Origin of the sequence: Thermodesulfitimonas autotrophica (assembly GCF_003815015.1) — a bacterium.
Taxonomy (GTDB): Bacteria; Bacillota; Desulfotomaculia; order Desulfotomaculales; family Ammonificaceae; genus Thermodesulfitimonas; species Thermodesulfitimonas autotrophica.
In genome coordinates this window covers 81,804-95,478 of sequence record NZ_RKRE01000002.1, presented here as the reverse complement: position 1 = coordinate 95,478, position 13,675 = coordinate 81,804, and the positions used below count along the sequence as shown (strand labels likewise).

General features: G+C 55.8%; 15 protein-coding genes, 1 pseudogene and 1 CRISPR repeat array. Of the genes and pseudogenes, 11 read left to right on the top strand and 5 right to left on the bottom strand.

Features of this window, described 5'->3' with window-relative positions; all coding sequences use genetic code 11:
- Positions 1 to 15: 15 nt before the first annotated feature.
- The 6 genes from EDD75_RS04285 (at position 16) to cas4a (ending at position 3,748) form a co-directional block, all read left to right on the top strand.
- Complete coding sequence (locus EDD75_RS04285; protein ID WP_123928596.1) at positions 16 to 375, top strand: DUF4282 domain-containing protein; 360 nt, start codon at positions 16 to 18, stop codon at positions 373 to 375.
- Between the two features lie 89 nt (positions 376 to 464).
- Positions 465 to 1,478 (top strand): CRISPR-associated endonuclease Cas1, encoded by a 1,014-nt coding sequence (cas1, locus tag EDD75_RS04280; protein WP_245963065.1) that lies wholly within the window; start codon positions 465 to 467, stop codon positions 1,476 to 1,478.
- A gap of 37 nt (positions 1,479 to 1,515) precedes the next feature.
- Positions 1,516 to 1,881 (top strand): four helix bundle protein, encoded by a 366-nt coding sequence (locus EDD75_RS04275; RefSeq protein ID WP_123928594.1) that lies wholly within the window; start codon positions 1,516 to 1,518, stop codon positions 1,879 to 1,881.
- 49 nt (positions 1,882 to 1,930) lie between these two features.
- Positions 1,931 to 2,233 (top strand): CRISPR-associated endonuclease Cas2, encoded by a 303-nt coding sequence (gene cas2 / locus EDD75_RS04270; RefSeq protein WP_123928591.1) that lies wholly within the window; start codon positions 1,931 to 1,933, stop codon positions 2,231 to 2,233.
- 25 nt (positions 2,234 to 2,258) lie between these two features.
- A complete protein-coding gene (gene cas4 / locus EDD75_RS04265) occupies positions 2,259 to 2,828 on the top strand; it encodes a CRISPR-associated protein Cas4 (RefSeq protein WP_123928588.1) in 570 nt (189 codons plus the stop codon).
- Positions 2,828 to 3,748 carry a type I-A CRISPR-associated protein Cas4/Csa1 gene (gene cas4a, locus EDD75_RS04260; protein WP_123928584.1) on the top strand — a complete coding sequence of 307 codons (921 nt, stop codon included), beginning with the start codon at positions 2,828 to 2,830 and terminating at the stop codon, positions 3,746 to 3,748. The genes cas4 and cas4a overlap by 1 nt, the downstream gene beginning before the upstream one ends.
- A gap of 413 nt (positions 3,749 to 4,161) precedes the next feature.
- A CRISPR array of direct repeats spans positions 4,162 to 7,445; the repeat unit is 37 nt; unit sequence GTTGCAGCCATTTCCCCGATGACAAGGGGACTGAAAG.
- Between the two features lie 641 nt (positions 7,446 to 8,086).
- Here the strand turns inward: cas4a and EDD75_RS04255 are convergent.
- The 5 genes and pseudogenes from EDD75_RS04255 to EDD75_RS11165 all read right to left on the bottom strand — a co-directional run bounded on the left by EDD75_RS04255 (position 8,087) and on the right by EDD75_RS11165 (position 9,689).
- Positions 8,087 to 8,491: a putative toxin-antitoxin system toxin component, PIN family gene (locus EDD75_RS04255; protein WP_123928580.1), complete on the bottom strand. Its 405-nt coding sequence runs from the start codon at positions 8,489 to 8,491 to the stop codon at positions 8,087 to 8,089.
- Positions 8,488 to 8,760 (bottom strand): AbrB/MazE/SpoVT family DNA-binding domain-containing protein, encoded by a 273-nt coding sequence (locus EDD75_RS04250; RefSeq protein ID WP_123928577.1) that lies wholly within the window; start codon positions 8,758 to 8,760, stop codon positions 8,488 to 8,490. Before EDD75_RS04250 ends, EDD75_RS04255 begins: the two co-directional genes overlap by 4 nt.
- A gap of 49 nt (positions 8,761 to 8,809) precedes the next feature.
- Entirely contained in the window at positions 8,810 to 9,250 is a 441-nt protein-coding gene (locus EDD75_RS11170) for a hypothetical protein (protein ID WP_170157708.1), read from the bottom strand.
- Between the two features lie 68 nt (positions 9,251 to 9,318).
- A pseudogene (locus EDD75_RS11560) lies at positions 9,319 to 9,459 on the bottom strand (nucleotidyl transferase AbiEii/AbiGii toxin family protein); the annotation flags it as partial.
- A gap of 29 nt (positions 9,460 to 9,488) precedes the next feature.
- Positions 9,489 to 9,689, bottom strand: a complete 201-nt coding sequence (locus EDD75_RS11165; protein ID WP_170157707.1) for a hypothetical protein — start codon at positions 9,687 to 9,689, stop codon at positions 9,489 to 9,491.
- A 204-nt stretch (positions 9,690 to 9,893) separates the two neighbouring features.
- Here EDD75_RS11165 and EDD75_RS04240 point away from each other — a divergent pair, with 204 nt between their 5' ends.
- The 5 genes from EDD75_RS04240 to EDD75_RS04220 all read left to right on the top strand — a co-directional run bounded on the left by EDD75_RS04240 (position 9,894) and on the right by EDD75_RS04220 (position 13,604).
- The gene (locus tag EDD75_RS04240; protein ID WP_123928570.1) at positions 9,894 to 10,136 is read left to right on the top strand and encodes a hypothetical protein; all 243 of its coding nucleotides are present in this window, start codon (positions 9,894 to 9,896) and stop codon (positions 10,134 to 10,136) included.
- Positions 10,137 to 10,176: 40 nt separating this feature from the next.
- Positions 10,177 to 11,019 (top strand): SDR family NAD(P)-dependent oxidoreductase, encoded by an 843-nt coding sequence (locus tag EDD75_RS04235; protein WP_211328092.1) that lies wholly within the window; start codon positions 10,177 to 10,179, stop codon positions 11,017 to 11,019.
- A 479-nt stretch (positions 11,020 to 11,498) separates the two neighbouring features.
- Entirely contained in the window at positions 11,499 to 12,317 is an 819-nt protein-coding gene (locus EDD75_RS04230) for a CAP domain-containing protein (protein WP_211328091.1), read from the top strand.
- Positions 12,318 to 12,485: 168 nt separating this feature from the next.
- A complete protein-coding gene (locus EDD75_RS04225) occupies positions 12,486 to 12,731 on the top strand; it encodes a hypothetical protein (RefSeq protein ID WP_123928567.1) in 246 nt (81 codons plus the stop codon).
- A gap of 246 nt (positions 12,732 to 12,977) precedes the next feature.
- The gene (locus EDD75_RS04220; RefSeq protein ID WP_123928564.1) at positions 12,978 to 13,604 is read left to right on the top strand and encodes a hypothetical protein; all 627 of its coding nucleotides are present in this window, start codon (positions 12,978 to 12,980) and stop codon (positions 13,602 to 13,604) included.
- Positions 13,605 to 13,675: the final 71 nt, after the last annotated feature.

Genomic DNA, 13,675 nt, shown 5'->3' with positions numbered 1-13,675 from the left:
CAGGAGGTATCTTGAATGACCGAAAAATCTTTTTGGTCCCGGCTTTTCGATTTTTCCTTCTCTTCCTTCGTCACCCTGAAAATCATTCCGGTTCTGTATGGCCTTTGGATCGCCATCGGGGTCATAGTGGCGCTTGGTATGCTTACGGGCGGCGTAGGTATAATGCGTTTCGGCTACGGCTGGTCGGGGAGCAGCTTCTTTCTGAGCTTGATCTGGGCGGTGGTCTTCTTTTTCCTCTGGGTGATCGGCGGCCGGGTTTGGATGGAGACAATTATCGTTCTCTTCCGCATTGCCGAGAACACGTCGGCACTGGTTCGGGCCAGCCGGGGAGGGCAGCCTGAGAGCAGCGAAGGCGTGAAGGACACGCTGCTTTGATACCTTAAAGGGGAGCCAGAAGCTCGTGGAGACTGGCTTCGAGTGTTCAAAGCCGGGATGGTGGCATGATGGGCTCTCGGGGGTGAGGCGTGCTGGCCGAGGTTTTTATCATCAACTTCGGGACAACCCTCGGTAAAAAAAGCGAGCGGCTCTTGATCAAAGAGCAGGGTAAGGTGGTTCAGGAGATTCCCTTCCGGGACATCTCTGCGCTCACTATCGCTACGCGTGGGGTTTCACTCTCCTCGGATGTGATTCGCGAGTGTGTTGAGCACGGCATCCAGATAAATTTTCTTACTTCTTCCGGCAAGCCTTACGCCAAGGTGACCTCGCCGCAGTTGAGCGGGACGGTGCTCACGCGCCGGGAGCAGATTTTAGCTTACACCGACGAGCGTGGTGCGGCGTTGGCCGTGGCTTTTATCGAAGGAAAGCTTAAAAACCAAGCGAACGTCTTAAAGTATTTTGCCAAATACCGGCGGGCGGCCGACCCGGCACTCTACCGTGAGCTTGAGGCGCAGCTGAAGCGGCTGGAGGATATCCGCGGCGAACTCGGGAATTTGACCGGAACAACGGTGGACGAGCTGCGCGGCACCATTTTTTCCATCGAGGGGCGGGCGGCCCAGGAGTACTGGGACGGCGTCGGGCTCCTGCTTGGGAAAAGAGTTGAATTTGCGGGCCGGGAGCGCCGGGGCGCCGAGGACCCGGTAAATGCGGCGCTGAACTACGGGTACGGGATACTGTACTCCCAGGTGTGGGGCGCGGTAATGCTGGCGGGCCTGGAGCCCTTCGCCGGGTTTTTGCATACCGACCGACCGGGGAAGCCGAGCCTGGTGCTCGACCTTACCGAGGAGTTCCGGGCTTGCATTGTAGACCGGACGATCGTGGGAATGCTGCTGCGGGGCGGCTCGGTGAAAATGGAAGAAGGACGCCTGACTGACGAAACCAGGCGGGAGCTGGCGCAGCGGGTATTGGAACGATTGGAAGCGGAAGAAAACTATGACGGTAAAAAGCATAAACTCAAGACAATCATCCAGCGGCAGGCGCGGCGGGTCGCGAGTTTTTTGCGGGGTGAGGGGCGGTATAAGCCGTTTGTGGCCGGGTGGTAGGAAGAAAGGATGAAGGATGAAGGATGAAAGATGAAAGATGAAAATTGGGAAAAATAGGGATTTGAGGGTTAGGACGAAGGACTTTGCGTTGCAGGTTATTAGGCTGTACTCGGCCTTACCGAAAACGACGGAAGCACAGGTGCTCGGTAAACAGTTGCTCCGGTCCGGAACATCAGTAGGAGCACATTACCGGGAGGCGCAAAGGGCAAAATCAAACGCCGATTTTATTAATAAAGTTGAGGGAGCATTGCAGGAACTTGAAGAAACGCAATATTGGTTAGAACTCTTGCAGGATTGCAGCCTAATTAACGAAGACAAATCGACCTCGCTCCGGCAGGAATGCAACGAGTTAATAGCGATCTTTGTGACTATGGTGAGAACAATAAAATCGAAGCGTCGCTAATTCATATTTCATCCCTCATCCTTCATCCTTTGACACGAGGTGTTAGGCAGTGAAGACGTTAGTGGTTTATGACATTCCCGATGACCGCATCCGGACAAAGGTTTTCGAAACCTGCAAGGACTATGGCCTCACCCACATCCAGTATTCGGCCTTCTTCGGGCCACTCAACCAGAACCGGCGGCAGGAGCTTTACCAGCGCCTGCGGCGGGTTTTGGGCAAAAACGAAGGGAAAATTATCATCTGTCCCATTTGTGACAAGGACCTGACGTTGATGCTTGAGATTGCGGTGCCGGAGGAAGTAGCCTGCCGGGCGCGGGGAGCACAAGGCGGTGGGGGGCCGCTGATTTATTGAGGATGCAGGCTGAGGGGGCTGGGCGGTGGTCGTTAAGGTTGGCGACCTGAAGCAATACCTCTACTGCCCGCGGATCATTTATTTTACCTACGTGGCGCCGGTGGAGAAAAAGGTCACGGCGAAGATGGCGATTGGCAAGGAGGAGCATTTCACCACCGCGCGGTTAGAGGAGCGGCGCCGGCTGCGGGCCTACAGGCTTTCCGAAGGGGAGCGGCGGTTCAATGCCTATTTTTACTCCGCGCGTCTGGGACTCGAAGGGGTGCTTGATATGTACGTTGCCACGCCGCAGGGTCATTTCCCGGTCGACTTCAAGAACGCCTGCCGGGTGGCGCTCAACCACAAGTACCAGCTGATCGCCTACGCCCTGCTTTTGGAGGATCACTTTGGCCGGCCGGTGCGCGGCGGCTTCATCTACCTCATTCCGCACAAACGGGCGCACTATATCGAGCTCACGCCCGACGCCCGGCTTTACACAAGGCGGCTGATCGGCGCCGTGCGGAACCTCGTTGCGCGGGAACACTTTCCGGAAATGCCCCGGCGGCGCGGGCGCTGCGCCGACTGCGAGTACCGGAACTACTGCGGGGACGTGGGATAATGTACTTTTTCACGGATGAGGAGAAGAAGCACCTCTTGCGCTACCACCTGCCCAGGGCGCGGGAGCGCGGCGTTGCCGAGGAGCTGCGGGGCTGGAACTGGCACCAGCCGCCGCTGGAGCCGGTTTACCGCGACGTAGTCCTGGCGCTTTACGAAGTGGCCAACGCCTACTGCCCGACCGGGCGCGACGTTTTCCTGCGCCGGGTCCAAAGGGAGAAAGGCCGGCCCAACCTGGCGATGCTTCAGGGGGCGATCTTCCACGCCGTGGTCGCGGACGTGATCGTAGCCGCGAAGCGGGCGATCTATGGCGAAGGGGTGGCTAACTACCGGACAATCGTGGAGCGGGTGCAGAACCACCCTGTTTTGCCGCTTGACGCTTGGGCGGAGCAGCTTACCCCGGAAGAGCTTGCCGATACTGCTTCGAAGGTGGAAATCCTGGCGGCCTTCGAGAAAACCCGCGTGCTGGCGCGGCTGCAGGAAATACTCACCAAACAGCCTTACATCGGCGAGGATTCATTAGTTAGTCTGGCGCTGCCGGTAGTGGTGGAGCAGAAGTTAGATGGGTCGTTTTTAGGCCTGAGCCCCAACCTTAGCACCGACGCGTGCGTCTTCTGGGAGCCGATGGTGCTTGACCTGAAATTTGACAAGCCGCGCGATTTTCACCGCCTGACCACCACTGGCTACGCCCTGGTAATGGAGGCGCTTTACGAGTTTCCGGTAAACCTCGGCTGTATAGTCTATGGTGAGTTCCGCGGCGACCGCTTGATCGTGAAAAAAGACATCCACATCATCAGCGACGAGCTCCGCCAGTGGTTCATCGAAACTCGCGACGAGAAGGCCCGCCTGGTGGCGGAGGAGATCGATCCGGGGACGGGGGATTGCTACGAGGGTTGCCCGTATCACCATGTTTGTTTTGGGTAAGTTGGAGACTACCCGGGTGAGCGGCTGGGTATTTCCTGTTCATTAAGGGCGGACTTAACTTTTAAGCTAATTTGGAGGCTGAAAAATTTAGACTTTTGGGCAGGGTTTATTCTTGGAGGTGGTGAATTTTAAGTTACGTTAGCGGGAAGGTGGATTAGGCTGGTTAGAAAAAAGTTTTTTCGAAAATGAAGAGGTTTTCCCCTAAATCTTGGCAGCAAAAAAGTATGGCGTTGCCAAGGCGGAGGGCGCAAATCCTTGTGGCTGACGGTTTTTAAACGTCCGGCGGTTTTTCGAAAGAAAAAGGAGTCTCTATGCAAAAAGGGCATTTTCGAAAAAAGAGCGTATTTGGAGACGCTGGCTGGTGGCTGAAAGCCTCAGGTTCCAAGGGGCGGCGGGAATAAACGCGGTGCGGTGTTGCAGCCATTTCCCCGATGACAAGGGGACTGAAAGCCGAATAAATTCGGGGGCTTGCACCTAACCGCAAAAGTTGCAGCCATTTCCCCGATGACAAGGGGACTGAAAGAAGACAGTTGCCGAGGCGGAAATAGCTCCCGGGACATGTTGCAGCCATTTCCCCGATGACAAGGGGACTGAAAGCCCGGCGGTAGTTTCCCGGCGGTAGCGGGGGTTTAAGTTGCAGCCATTTCCCCGATGACAAGGGGACTGAAAGGGCGATGGATCGTTATCTGGCCCGGGAAGCGGTACGGTTGCAGCCATTTCCCCGATGACAAGGGGACTGAAAGAAATACCCGGTCTTTAACGCCGAAAATATACCGCAACGTTGCAGCCATTTCCCCGATGACAAGGGGACTGAAAGTCAGTCGTGCCGGGCTGCCCCTTGTAAAGCCTGTCTGTTGCAGCCATTTCCCCGATGACAAGGGGACTGAAAGGCACCCGGTCACCGGGTTTGAGGCTCTCCTTCAGGTTGTTGCAGCCATTTCCCCGATGACAAGGGGACTGAAAGGGCCAAGGGCAAGGTGCGAGCATTTCAACGGGCTTGGTTGCAGCCATTTCCCCGATGACAAGGGGACTGAAAGGGTAGTCCACCGCAGGGCCGATCACCTGGAGGTAACGTTGCAGCCATTTCCCCGATGACAAGGGGACTGAAAGGCGTCACCACCTTGGCCGGTTTCGGGGCCTGGACTTCGTTGCAGCCATTTCCCCGATGACAAGGGGACTGAAAGTTCGTAATCCTTCGACGCCGTGAAAAGGTTGCCCTCAGTTGCAGCCATTTCCCCGATGACAAGGGGACTGAAAGCGGCGTATCTTCAGCGTCAACGCCCTGCCGGATCAGTTGCAGCCATTTCCCCGATGACAAGGGGACTGAAAGAAAGAAACCATTGGCGCTCACTGCGAGGGATACAATGGTTGCAGCCATTTCCCCGATGACAAGGGGACTGAAAGGGCGCTGTTCCAGGCCGACCCGGTGAAGACGGGCTGGGAGTTGCAGCCATTTCCCCGATGACAAGGGGACTGAAAGGACCCGAGGGCAGATGATCAAGCTGGTGGTTTCCGGAGTTGCAGCCATTTCCCCGATGACAAGGGGACTGAAAGGGTCAACAAACGCCCGGTCTTTGAGCTGCGGGAAGGCCGTTGCAGCCATTTCCCCGATGACAAGGGGACTGAAAGCTTCGCCAGCCGTGAAGTTTGCAAGCTGTAAACGGGTTGCAGCCATTTCCCCGATGACAAGGGGACTGAAAGATTCATACCAACGGAAATTACGGCGATTCGCAATGGAGTTGCAGCCATTTCCCCGATGACAAGGGGACTGAAAGTGGTAACAAATTTCGGGGCAAACTGGGATGCACTCGAGTTGCAGCCATTTCCCCGATGACAAGGGGACTGAAAGTGGATCTAAACGCGCGTGCCATCTATTCACCGCTCAAAGTTGCAGCCATTTCCCCGATGACAAGGGGACTGAAAGGTCACGGGTGCAGGAGATATGGCTCCTGCATCTGAGCGTTGCAGCCATTTCCCCGATGACAAGGGGACTGAAAGTTCTTTGAAATTCCCCCCAGGCCCGGCCCGTTCCCCGGTTGCAGCCATTTCCCCGATGACAAGGGGACTGAAAGGATTCACAGCGGCGGCGCGGGGTAAGGGGCTTAAAGTTGCAGCCATTTCCCCGATGACAAGGGGACTGAAAGTAGAGTATCGCATAATGCCTCCCGTCTCGCTTGGGAGTTGCAGCCATTTCCCCGATGACAAGGGGACTGAAAGGGGTCTCCGCGGCTCCGGTCACTTCCTTGAACCACCCGGTTGCAGCCATTTCCCCGATGACAAGGGGACTGAAAGTCAACGCCACGAAGTCGACACCCTCCAACCACTTATAGTTGCAGCCATTTCCCCGATGACAAGGGGACTGAAAGCCTGCCACAGCGCTACCGCCCGCGGCGATGGCCGCAGTTGCAGCCATTTCCCCGATGACAAGGGGACTGAAAGTGGTGCCGACCTTCCGGCTGCCGAACTTAACTTCTGTTGCAGCCATTTCCCCGATGACAAGGGGACTGAAAGTCTACGATCGGACGATTTACCTGGCGAAGTCCGAAGACGTTGCAGCCATTTCCCCGATGACAAGGGGACTGAAAGCGTCCTGGGCGGCACGCCGAACGAGCAGATTTCCGGGGTTGCAGCCATTTCCCCGATGACAAGGGGACTGAAAGGGCGCTGGACTCGCAGCGAGATGGAAACGGCGGTCAAGGTTGCAGCCATTTCCCCGATGACAAGGGGACTGAAAGAGCGGCCAGGCGTTGCGGTAAACTGCCCAGGTGGTGCGTTGCAGCCATTTCCCCGATGACAAGGGGACTGAAAGGTGCGGCGAGCGGGGCCTGAAGGATACAAACGCCGGAGTTGCAGCCATTTCCCCGATGACAAGGGGACTGAAAGCCCGGCTGGGCGAAGTTTTTATTTCCGCCTTTCTTCTGTTGCAGCCATTTCCCCGATGACAAGGGGACTGAAAGAGTTCGTTATATCTTCCTCCGCTACCGGGACATAGCGGTTGCAGCCATTTCCCCGATGACAAGGGGACTGAAAGTCAAAGGGGAAACGTTCGGGTGCAAGGGTTTACAAAAGTTGCAGCCATTTCCCCGATGACAAGGGGACTGAAAGGAACCTGTTCTCGTCCCCGCCGAAGTCGTCTGCAATGTTGCAGCCATTTCCCCGATGACAAGGGGACTGAAAGTTCCTCCCGACGCCGGAAAAGCTCTACGAGCAGTACAGTTGCAGCCATTTCCCCGATGACAAGGGGACTGAAAGTGCCTGGCCTCGCCCGGCCCTGCCGCGCCCGGCCGGGGTTGCAGCCATTTCCCCGATGACAAGGGGACTGAAAGGGTGCTTGTTCTCTTGAAATTTGTTGACGTTGCCAGGCGTTGCAGCCATTTCCCCGATGACAAGGGGACTGAAAGGCTCACCGCCAAGCGGTTGGGGCTTGACCCCTTCGCAGTTGCAGCCATTTCCCCGATGACAAGGGGACTGAAAGGTGGACGTTAGACGAGGGTTTGAGGGAGTGGAAAAAGGTTGCAGCCATTTCCCCGATGACAAGGGGACTGAAAGCGCCTGTCACCGCTACTTTTGTAGTGGCCGGAAAGATGTTGCAGCCATTTCCCCGATGACAAGGGGACTGAAAGTGCAAGCTAACGGTTCTATCGCCGCCGACGGTTACAAGTTGCAGCCATTTCCCCGACGACAAGGGGACTGAAAGTAACTTTCACCCTGACAAGCAAGGATGTTGCTCTTGGCGTAAAGGCGTATCAGGGCGGGCAGGTCTGTCGCGGCGGCCTTTATGCTGCGGCAATTTCCGGCATCCGGGAGACGTTCCGGGTTCAGCTTACAGAACGTGTAGGACTTCTGCCGGCGGGCCGGGCTACGGGCGAGGCTTAACAACCTGCAGGTCAGATCGCTGCGCCCCAAGACGTGGACGCTTTCCAGAGAGGGAAGCCGGCCGGCAAGGGCATCAATGAAGCTACAGTCTGCAGCCGAAACGCAGCAGTGGACCGGGGAAACGAGGAGCGCCAGCACGATCGCGCCGTCTTTCCAGGCTACATAGATAGCGGTTTCCGCGTCCAGCCGAGAGAGTTCGTCCAGGTAACTGAAAAAATAGAGGTTGTTGGTGGAGTCACGCTGGAGAAAGGCCACGAGTTCGCCGGTTTTCTGGTTTTAAAGAGTTCCATAGCTCAACCTCTTATTGTACCCACCAAAGTGGGCACTTCGACTTCCCGGTAGGTGCCAGAGCGCCAAAGAAATACCGATGGGGGGATTGGCCTTTCGGGAGAAGCGTTTGCCCAAGATAAAAAAACAAAGTCCAGCTTGAAGCAACGGTAGGGAAGAATTCGGACTCCATCCTTAAAGGGAGCCTAAGGCCTGGGAGGTGGTTTGAACCGGGATCAGTTTCTTTACCTCCGGGGTATGGAAGTCCTTATCGCCAGTAACGAACAGATCGGGCCGGGCTATAATGGCAGCGGCTAGAATCGGAGCATCCTTCGGGTCCCGGATAAGGCTGCGGGCTTCTTCAATCGCCGCCCGCGAAGGCAGGGATACCCGCTCGACATGAAACAGCCGGAGGAAGTTTTGGAGGAACCTCTCCGAGACGGAAAACTTGCGCAGCAGGACCATCTCGGCCTCTCTTTCTGTCTGTTCGCACAGCACCAAAATGTGATCGTTCTTGAGGATAGTATCCAATAACCGGCGCTCCGGTCCGTGGAAAACCATCCCGGAAATCAGCACGTTGGTATCAAGCATTACCCTCATGCCTGATCTCCGTAGAGTTCTCTAAAAAGCCGTTCCCGAACGGCCTCTATTTCCTGCTCGATTTCCCGACGGGTATATCCTTTATCTTTAGCTTCGGCCACCAGGTCTTTCAGTAAAACTTCGAGAGAGGTCACCGGTTCGAGGACCACTTTATTGTTTTCCACGTAGACTCTGAGTTTTGTGGTGGGCGTAATCCGCAGCTTCTGCCGGATTTCCTTCGGGATGGTCACCTGCCCGCGCTCGGTCGGGCTTACAAAACGGTTTTGCATTTTCCTGCTCCCTCCCTGTTACTTTTTAGAATGATTTTATCAATAATTCTTACCAAAGGCAATAAGTAATCTTACTAAAAGAAAAAGCGGCGCCTTCTGTTGTGGCAAAGCCTGCCGATTCTCCTTGGGCAAGCCGATTAAATGTCTCTATGTAAAAGTTGCAGCCATTTCCCCGACGACAAGGGGACTGAAAGAAGAAAAACCGGAACCCAATTCTTCGGGTTCCGGTCCGGCCAACAAACAATTTATAGTCGCAGGCCATTATTCTTAGCTGCTGGCTTTCCGTTTCTGGGTCACGTTTCAGCACGGCGGCCACGTCCACCACGTCGCGGACCTTCAAGAGTTCAGTCCGGTAAAACAGCTTCTTTAGCACGATCTCCGTTGGCGTTTCGACGCGCACGCTCCGACCGCAAATGGTTTCCGCCACGAAGTAATCCTGCGTGAGATGGGGCGCCACGATGAGGTCCACCAGACCCTCCGGAAAAGACAACTTGGAGAACGATGCCGCCTCTTCGTATTCAAAACCTGCTCCGCGACCTTGGCATTGAGGCGAGGCGTGGCAAGCAGCAGAAGCTGCGCGTCGGTCAGGAAGATGTCCACGCCCCGGCTCACCCGGTGGTTGAAGCGAAAAGCCAGCGCGGTTCCCCCGCCGAAGGTCCACTCCTCCGCGGGAATGCCTGCCGCGTCGAGAACTTCCATCGCTCTACCGAACAAGATTTCCCAAGAAGTCAACCGAGCATCTCCTCCAGATCCCGGTTCGGGTAAACGTTTCTCACGTGCTTTTGGTAGTACTCCCGCAGCTCTTCTGCCGAGAGACCGTGCCTTTCGAGAAACTCGACCATCGCCCGTAGGGACACGTCGCTGAAGAAGTTGGCCACCTGAACAAAGTGCTCCTCGGGCAGTTTTCCGCTTCGCAAAAGACCGGCCAACTCTTCTTTCCCCGAAAGCCCCGGCGTTTTTCGGGTCCGGCATCCTTTTCGGCGGTGCGAGCTGTTATTTGAAGAAGGCGCTCCAGGACCTGTTGGACCTGAACCTCGAGTTTGAGGCGGAGTTGGGGGGCAGGGGGCTGCCGGTTGCTGAGGAGTTGCTCGCAATGGCGGCCGGTGAAGAGGAGAAAAGGGATCTGCTTTGCAATGGCGGATCTTCTGGCCGCTGCGGGCTTGAGGGACGAAGCGGAGGCAATCTACCACGCGGTTATGACCGCGATGCCGGACTGGCACTTCGGCCGTTACCGTTACGCGCTCTTCCTGATGAGGGACAGGGAGGACGAAGCGATGGCGGTGCTCCGAGAACTGGTGGCGGCTAAGGAGACGGTTGATGAGGAGACTTACCGGGAGTTCCCTTTGGCCAGGGGATCACGAACGGGCGACGACTAGCGACTTAAAATCAGACCATTGAGGGATTGAAGTGGGAACGTTGGGCGAAGCGGGGTATACTGATACCAGGGTAGAATTAATGAAAAAAGACGAAAGAAAGGAGAAGGTAAAAATGGGCAGAGTGGAAGGTAAAGTAGCTGTTGTAACAGGTGGTGCGGTGGGAATTGGTCGGGCGACCTGCCTGCTTCTGGCGAAAGAAGGCGCAAAGGTTGCCGTGACCGACGTCCTGGATAAAGAGGGCGAAGAGGTAGGGGGTGAAATCAAAGGCTTCGGTGGAGTAGCGAAGTTCTGGCATCTTGATGTTACGAACGAGCAGGAGGTGGAAAAGGTTTTTGCCGCCATCTTCGGGGAATTCGGAAAGATTGACGTGCTTGTTAATAACGCGGGAATTGCCGGAGTAAGCAAGCCGACGCACGAGATAACTGAGGCGGAATGGGACAAGGTGATGGCTGTAAATGTCAAGGGCGTTTTCTTTTGCACTAAACATGCGATCCCTTACATGCGGCAGGCCGGTGGTGGGAGTATAATCAATTTGTCCTCTATCTACGGCATCATAAGCGCCCCGGATGTTCCGCCCTATCACGCATCAAAAGGTGCCGTGAGACTGATGACCAAGACCGATGCTCTCTTTTACGCAAGGGATAACATTAGGGTGAACTCGGTCCATCCCGGATTTATCTGGACACCGATGGTGGAAAATTACCTCAAATCATCGGGTATCGATCCCGAAGAAGGAAGGGAGCAACTGGCGAGCCTCCATCCCATCGGGCATGTTGGAGAGCCAGATGATATTGCTTACGGTATCCTTTACCTTGCCTCTGATGAATCAAAGTTTGTCACGGGTAGCGAGTTGGTCATAGATGGAGGTTATACGGCTCGATAAGATCCCCAAAAGGTTGTTTTTGGCAAGATAAAAATACAGAAAACGGCGGCCAATTTAAGGAGAGTCTTGCCAGGCTTCGCTTCCGGGGCGAGGAGATTGACGCGGTAATTAAGATTGGATTGCCCCGGAAAAGAGGTGGTTAAGCTGGTGGAAAGTTGGAATAACCTCTTCCGCGGGCGCAGGCCGCCTCCATTTTCTGATAGAAAACTATAAGTTGTGGTGGGGCTGACAGAACAAGGAATGTCGTCGTATGGCGAAAAATAGCGATTTTGATTTAAATTTTAAAAATAAGTTAAAATAGCTACACCAGGCATTTTATAGCGGCCAATATCCTCCGTTTCCGCCATTTGTTGCCGGTTATCGCTTTCGGTGGCGGGGTGGCTGCCAGGGAGATGGGGTGAGAGCGGCGCAGGTACGCTTCAGGTAGTATTTGCGGCAACAAATCAGACTGCACCTCATTTCTCACGGGAGGTTTTGCAATGCGGCAAAAATTGTTCGCCCACGTCTCCGTACTCTTCGCGGCGTTAGTAGTGGCGCTATTCCTTACCGCCGGAGCGGCACACGCCTACCTTTCGGTTTCGGATTACTACGCCCAATGGAGCAGGTCAGGCACCGCATATCCCTCTCTGACTACGAATACCAGTGTGGGGAACACGAATACCAGTACGGTAAAGCCTGGCGTAACAGTTAGCTCTGGCTCTGCCCTTCCGAACGCGACCGTGGTGATCATGCCTGTCGCGGACCGAGCCGGTTATTATTCCCGCCTCTTAGGGGAGACTTTTCCCTCCGTGACGGCTCAGCCGGTGCCTATTCCCCCCGCTTCCCCATCCCAGAACGGTCCGCCCGAGAATAATGGTAGTACTATGCCGGCAAGTAGTAATCCTGCACCGACCAGCACGGGCGCGGTTGAAGCCCTTACCGCTGCCGAGAAAGAGATGTTGGATTTGGTAAATCAGGAACGGGTCAAAGCGGGCCTTCATCCTTTTGTACTGGATATGCGGCTTGTCCAGTTGGCTCGCCTGAAGAGCCAGGATATGTACCAGAATCACTATTTCGGCCACGTTTCGCCCACTTACGGGACCGCCTACGATATGGAGAAGCGGGCAGGGATAAGCGCCCGGGTAATGGGTGGCGAGAATATCGCCAAGGCGGCGACGGTTGCGAGGGCGCACCAACTCTTCATGAGCAGTGAGTTGCACCGGGCCAATATATTAGACCCGCGCCACGACGCCATCGGGATCGGAATCGTGACCACCCCGTACGGCGTTTACGTAACGCAGCTCTTTATAGGCGACTGAAAGAGACGGATGCCGGTCCGTCTCTTAAGAGTGCCTGTAATTCCTTCTAATTTCGCCGGCGGCACCCGCCGGCCTCTTTACTTCTTTCACCTGAAGCGGTAAATTGATAGGCCGTCGCGCGTTCCGCTTGTTTTCTCGAAAGCGGGAAGTGGAGGCGGGGGGAGGACCTTGGCGGGAGCCGGATTAGGGGTATCTGCCTCGCCCTTCGCTGCGATTTCGGGGGAGCGGAAGCGGAAGATTCCTGGGGCAACCGGTTCAAACTGGCCGCCTAAGAGCTGCGGGGGTGTTGAGGCAGGGGAAGGTTTCGCTGCTGTTGCCGGGATATTAGTCGAGATGATGGTGCTGTCCGGCGGGAGTTTGTCCTGTGTGCCGGTAGTTTCTGCCGGTATGCGTCGCTGGGTCTGCTTATCATGACCCTCTTCCGGGGCTTTTGCGGCGCGGCTCCGGCGGGGCTCAACGGTAAAAAAGCCGAATAGCGGGTGCCAGTAACGCGGCATCCTCTTCTCACCTCGGCGAGGATGATTCCTGGTTCATTATATTGGCGGCGTTCGGCTTTTGTTACCGGCGGGATGGCTTGAGATTCGCGTGGTAACAGTTAGGCAGCCACTTACATAGACTACCAGAGGAAGAAATTGCATCTCCTGGAAAGGAGGTATACATATGGCAGAAGTTAACAGCCAGCAGGTGCCGCAGGAAGTGGTCTGCATCGAGACGCTGAAGGTTTACGACTTCTGCTTTCAGCGGGAGCGGCGGGATAATGCCTGCTTTGACCTGTGTCAGGTCCAGGTTCCCGAGGGTGCGGTCATCACCTGCGAAGTGAAAAACGCTACTTGCAAGGAGATCAGCCGCACGCCGCCCGACGCGCAAGGCCGGTCCAACGTCTCTTTTGCCTTTATTGTCACCGTGAGGGTGAAGATAACCAAGGATTCAACAGTAATCTTCGACAAAACGAAGGACTTTGGCTTCACCAAGACGGTGGTGCTCTGCGCTCCGGCCGGAACTTTCACTGAATGCAAGGTGGTCAACGTTGCCTGCGGCCCGTGCATCATTGTGGGCACGCAGGTCTGCTGCACTTACGAGCTCTGCATCATCTTCCAGTCGCTGGCGGTGGTGAAGCTGTTGGTGCCGACCTACGGCTTCTGCATCCCCAAGGAGTGCGAGCAGGTGTTGCCCGGGCCTCCCTTCGTCTGCCCGCCCGACCTCTTCCCGCCGCAGTGTCCGGCAGCTTCTTCGAGTGCAAGCACGGCCTCTGTTACCACCACGAACGTGGGAGCAAACGAAGAGTAAACTGGAAGCCGCTGCGTGAGGGCTGCCTCGATTGGGGCAGCCCCTTTTCATGTGCGCTATGGGAGGATGAG

Bases quoted from the DNA above. Each gene is read 5' to 3' on its own strand.
- EDD75_RS04230 (WP_211328091.1), top strand. From the start codon at position 11,499: ATGCGGCAAAAATTGTTCGCCCACGTCTCCGTACTCTTCGCGGCGTTA.
- EDD75_RS04250 (WP_123928577.1), bottom strand. From the start codon at position 8,760: ATGCAAAACCGTTTTGTAAGCCCGACCGAGCGCGGGCAGGTGACCATC.
- EDD75_RS04255 (WP_123928580.1), bottom strand. From the start codon at position 8,491: ATGAGGGTAATGCTTGATACCAACGTGCTGATTTCCGGGATGGTTTTC.
- EDD75_RS04240 (WP_123928570.1), top strand. From the start codon at position 9,894: ATGGCGGATCTTCTGGCCGCTGCGGGCTTGAGGGACGAAGCGGAGGCA.
- EDD75_RS04220 (WP_123928564.1), top strand. From the start codon at position 12,978: ATGGCAGAAGTTAACAGCCAGCAGGTGCCGCAGGAAGTGGTCTGCATC.
- cas4a (WP_123928584.1), top strand. From the start codon at position 2,828: ATGTACTTTTTCACGGATGAGGAGAAGAAGCACCTCTTGCGCTACCAC.
- EDD75_RS04285 (WP_123928596.1), top strand. From the start codon at position 16: ATGACCGAAAAATCTTTTTGGTCCCGGCTTTTCGATTTTTCCTTCTCT.
- EDD75_RS04275 (WP_123928594.1), top strand. From the start codon at position 1,516: ATGAAAATTGGGAAAAATAGGGATTTGAGGGTTAGGACGAAGGACTTT.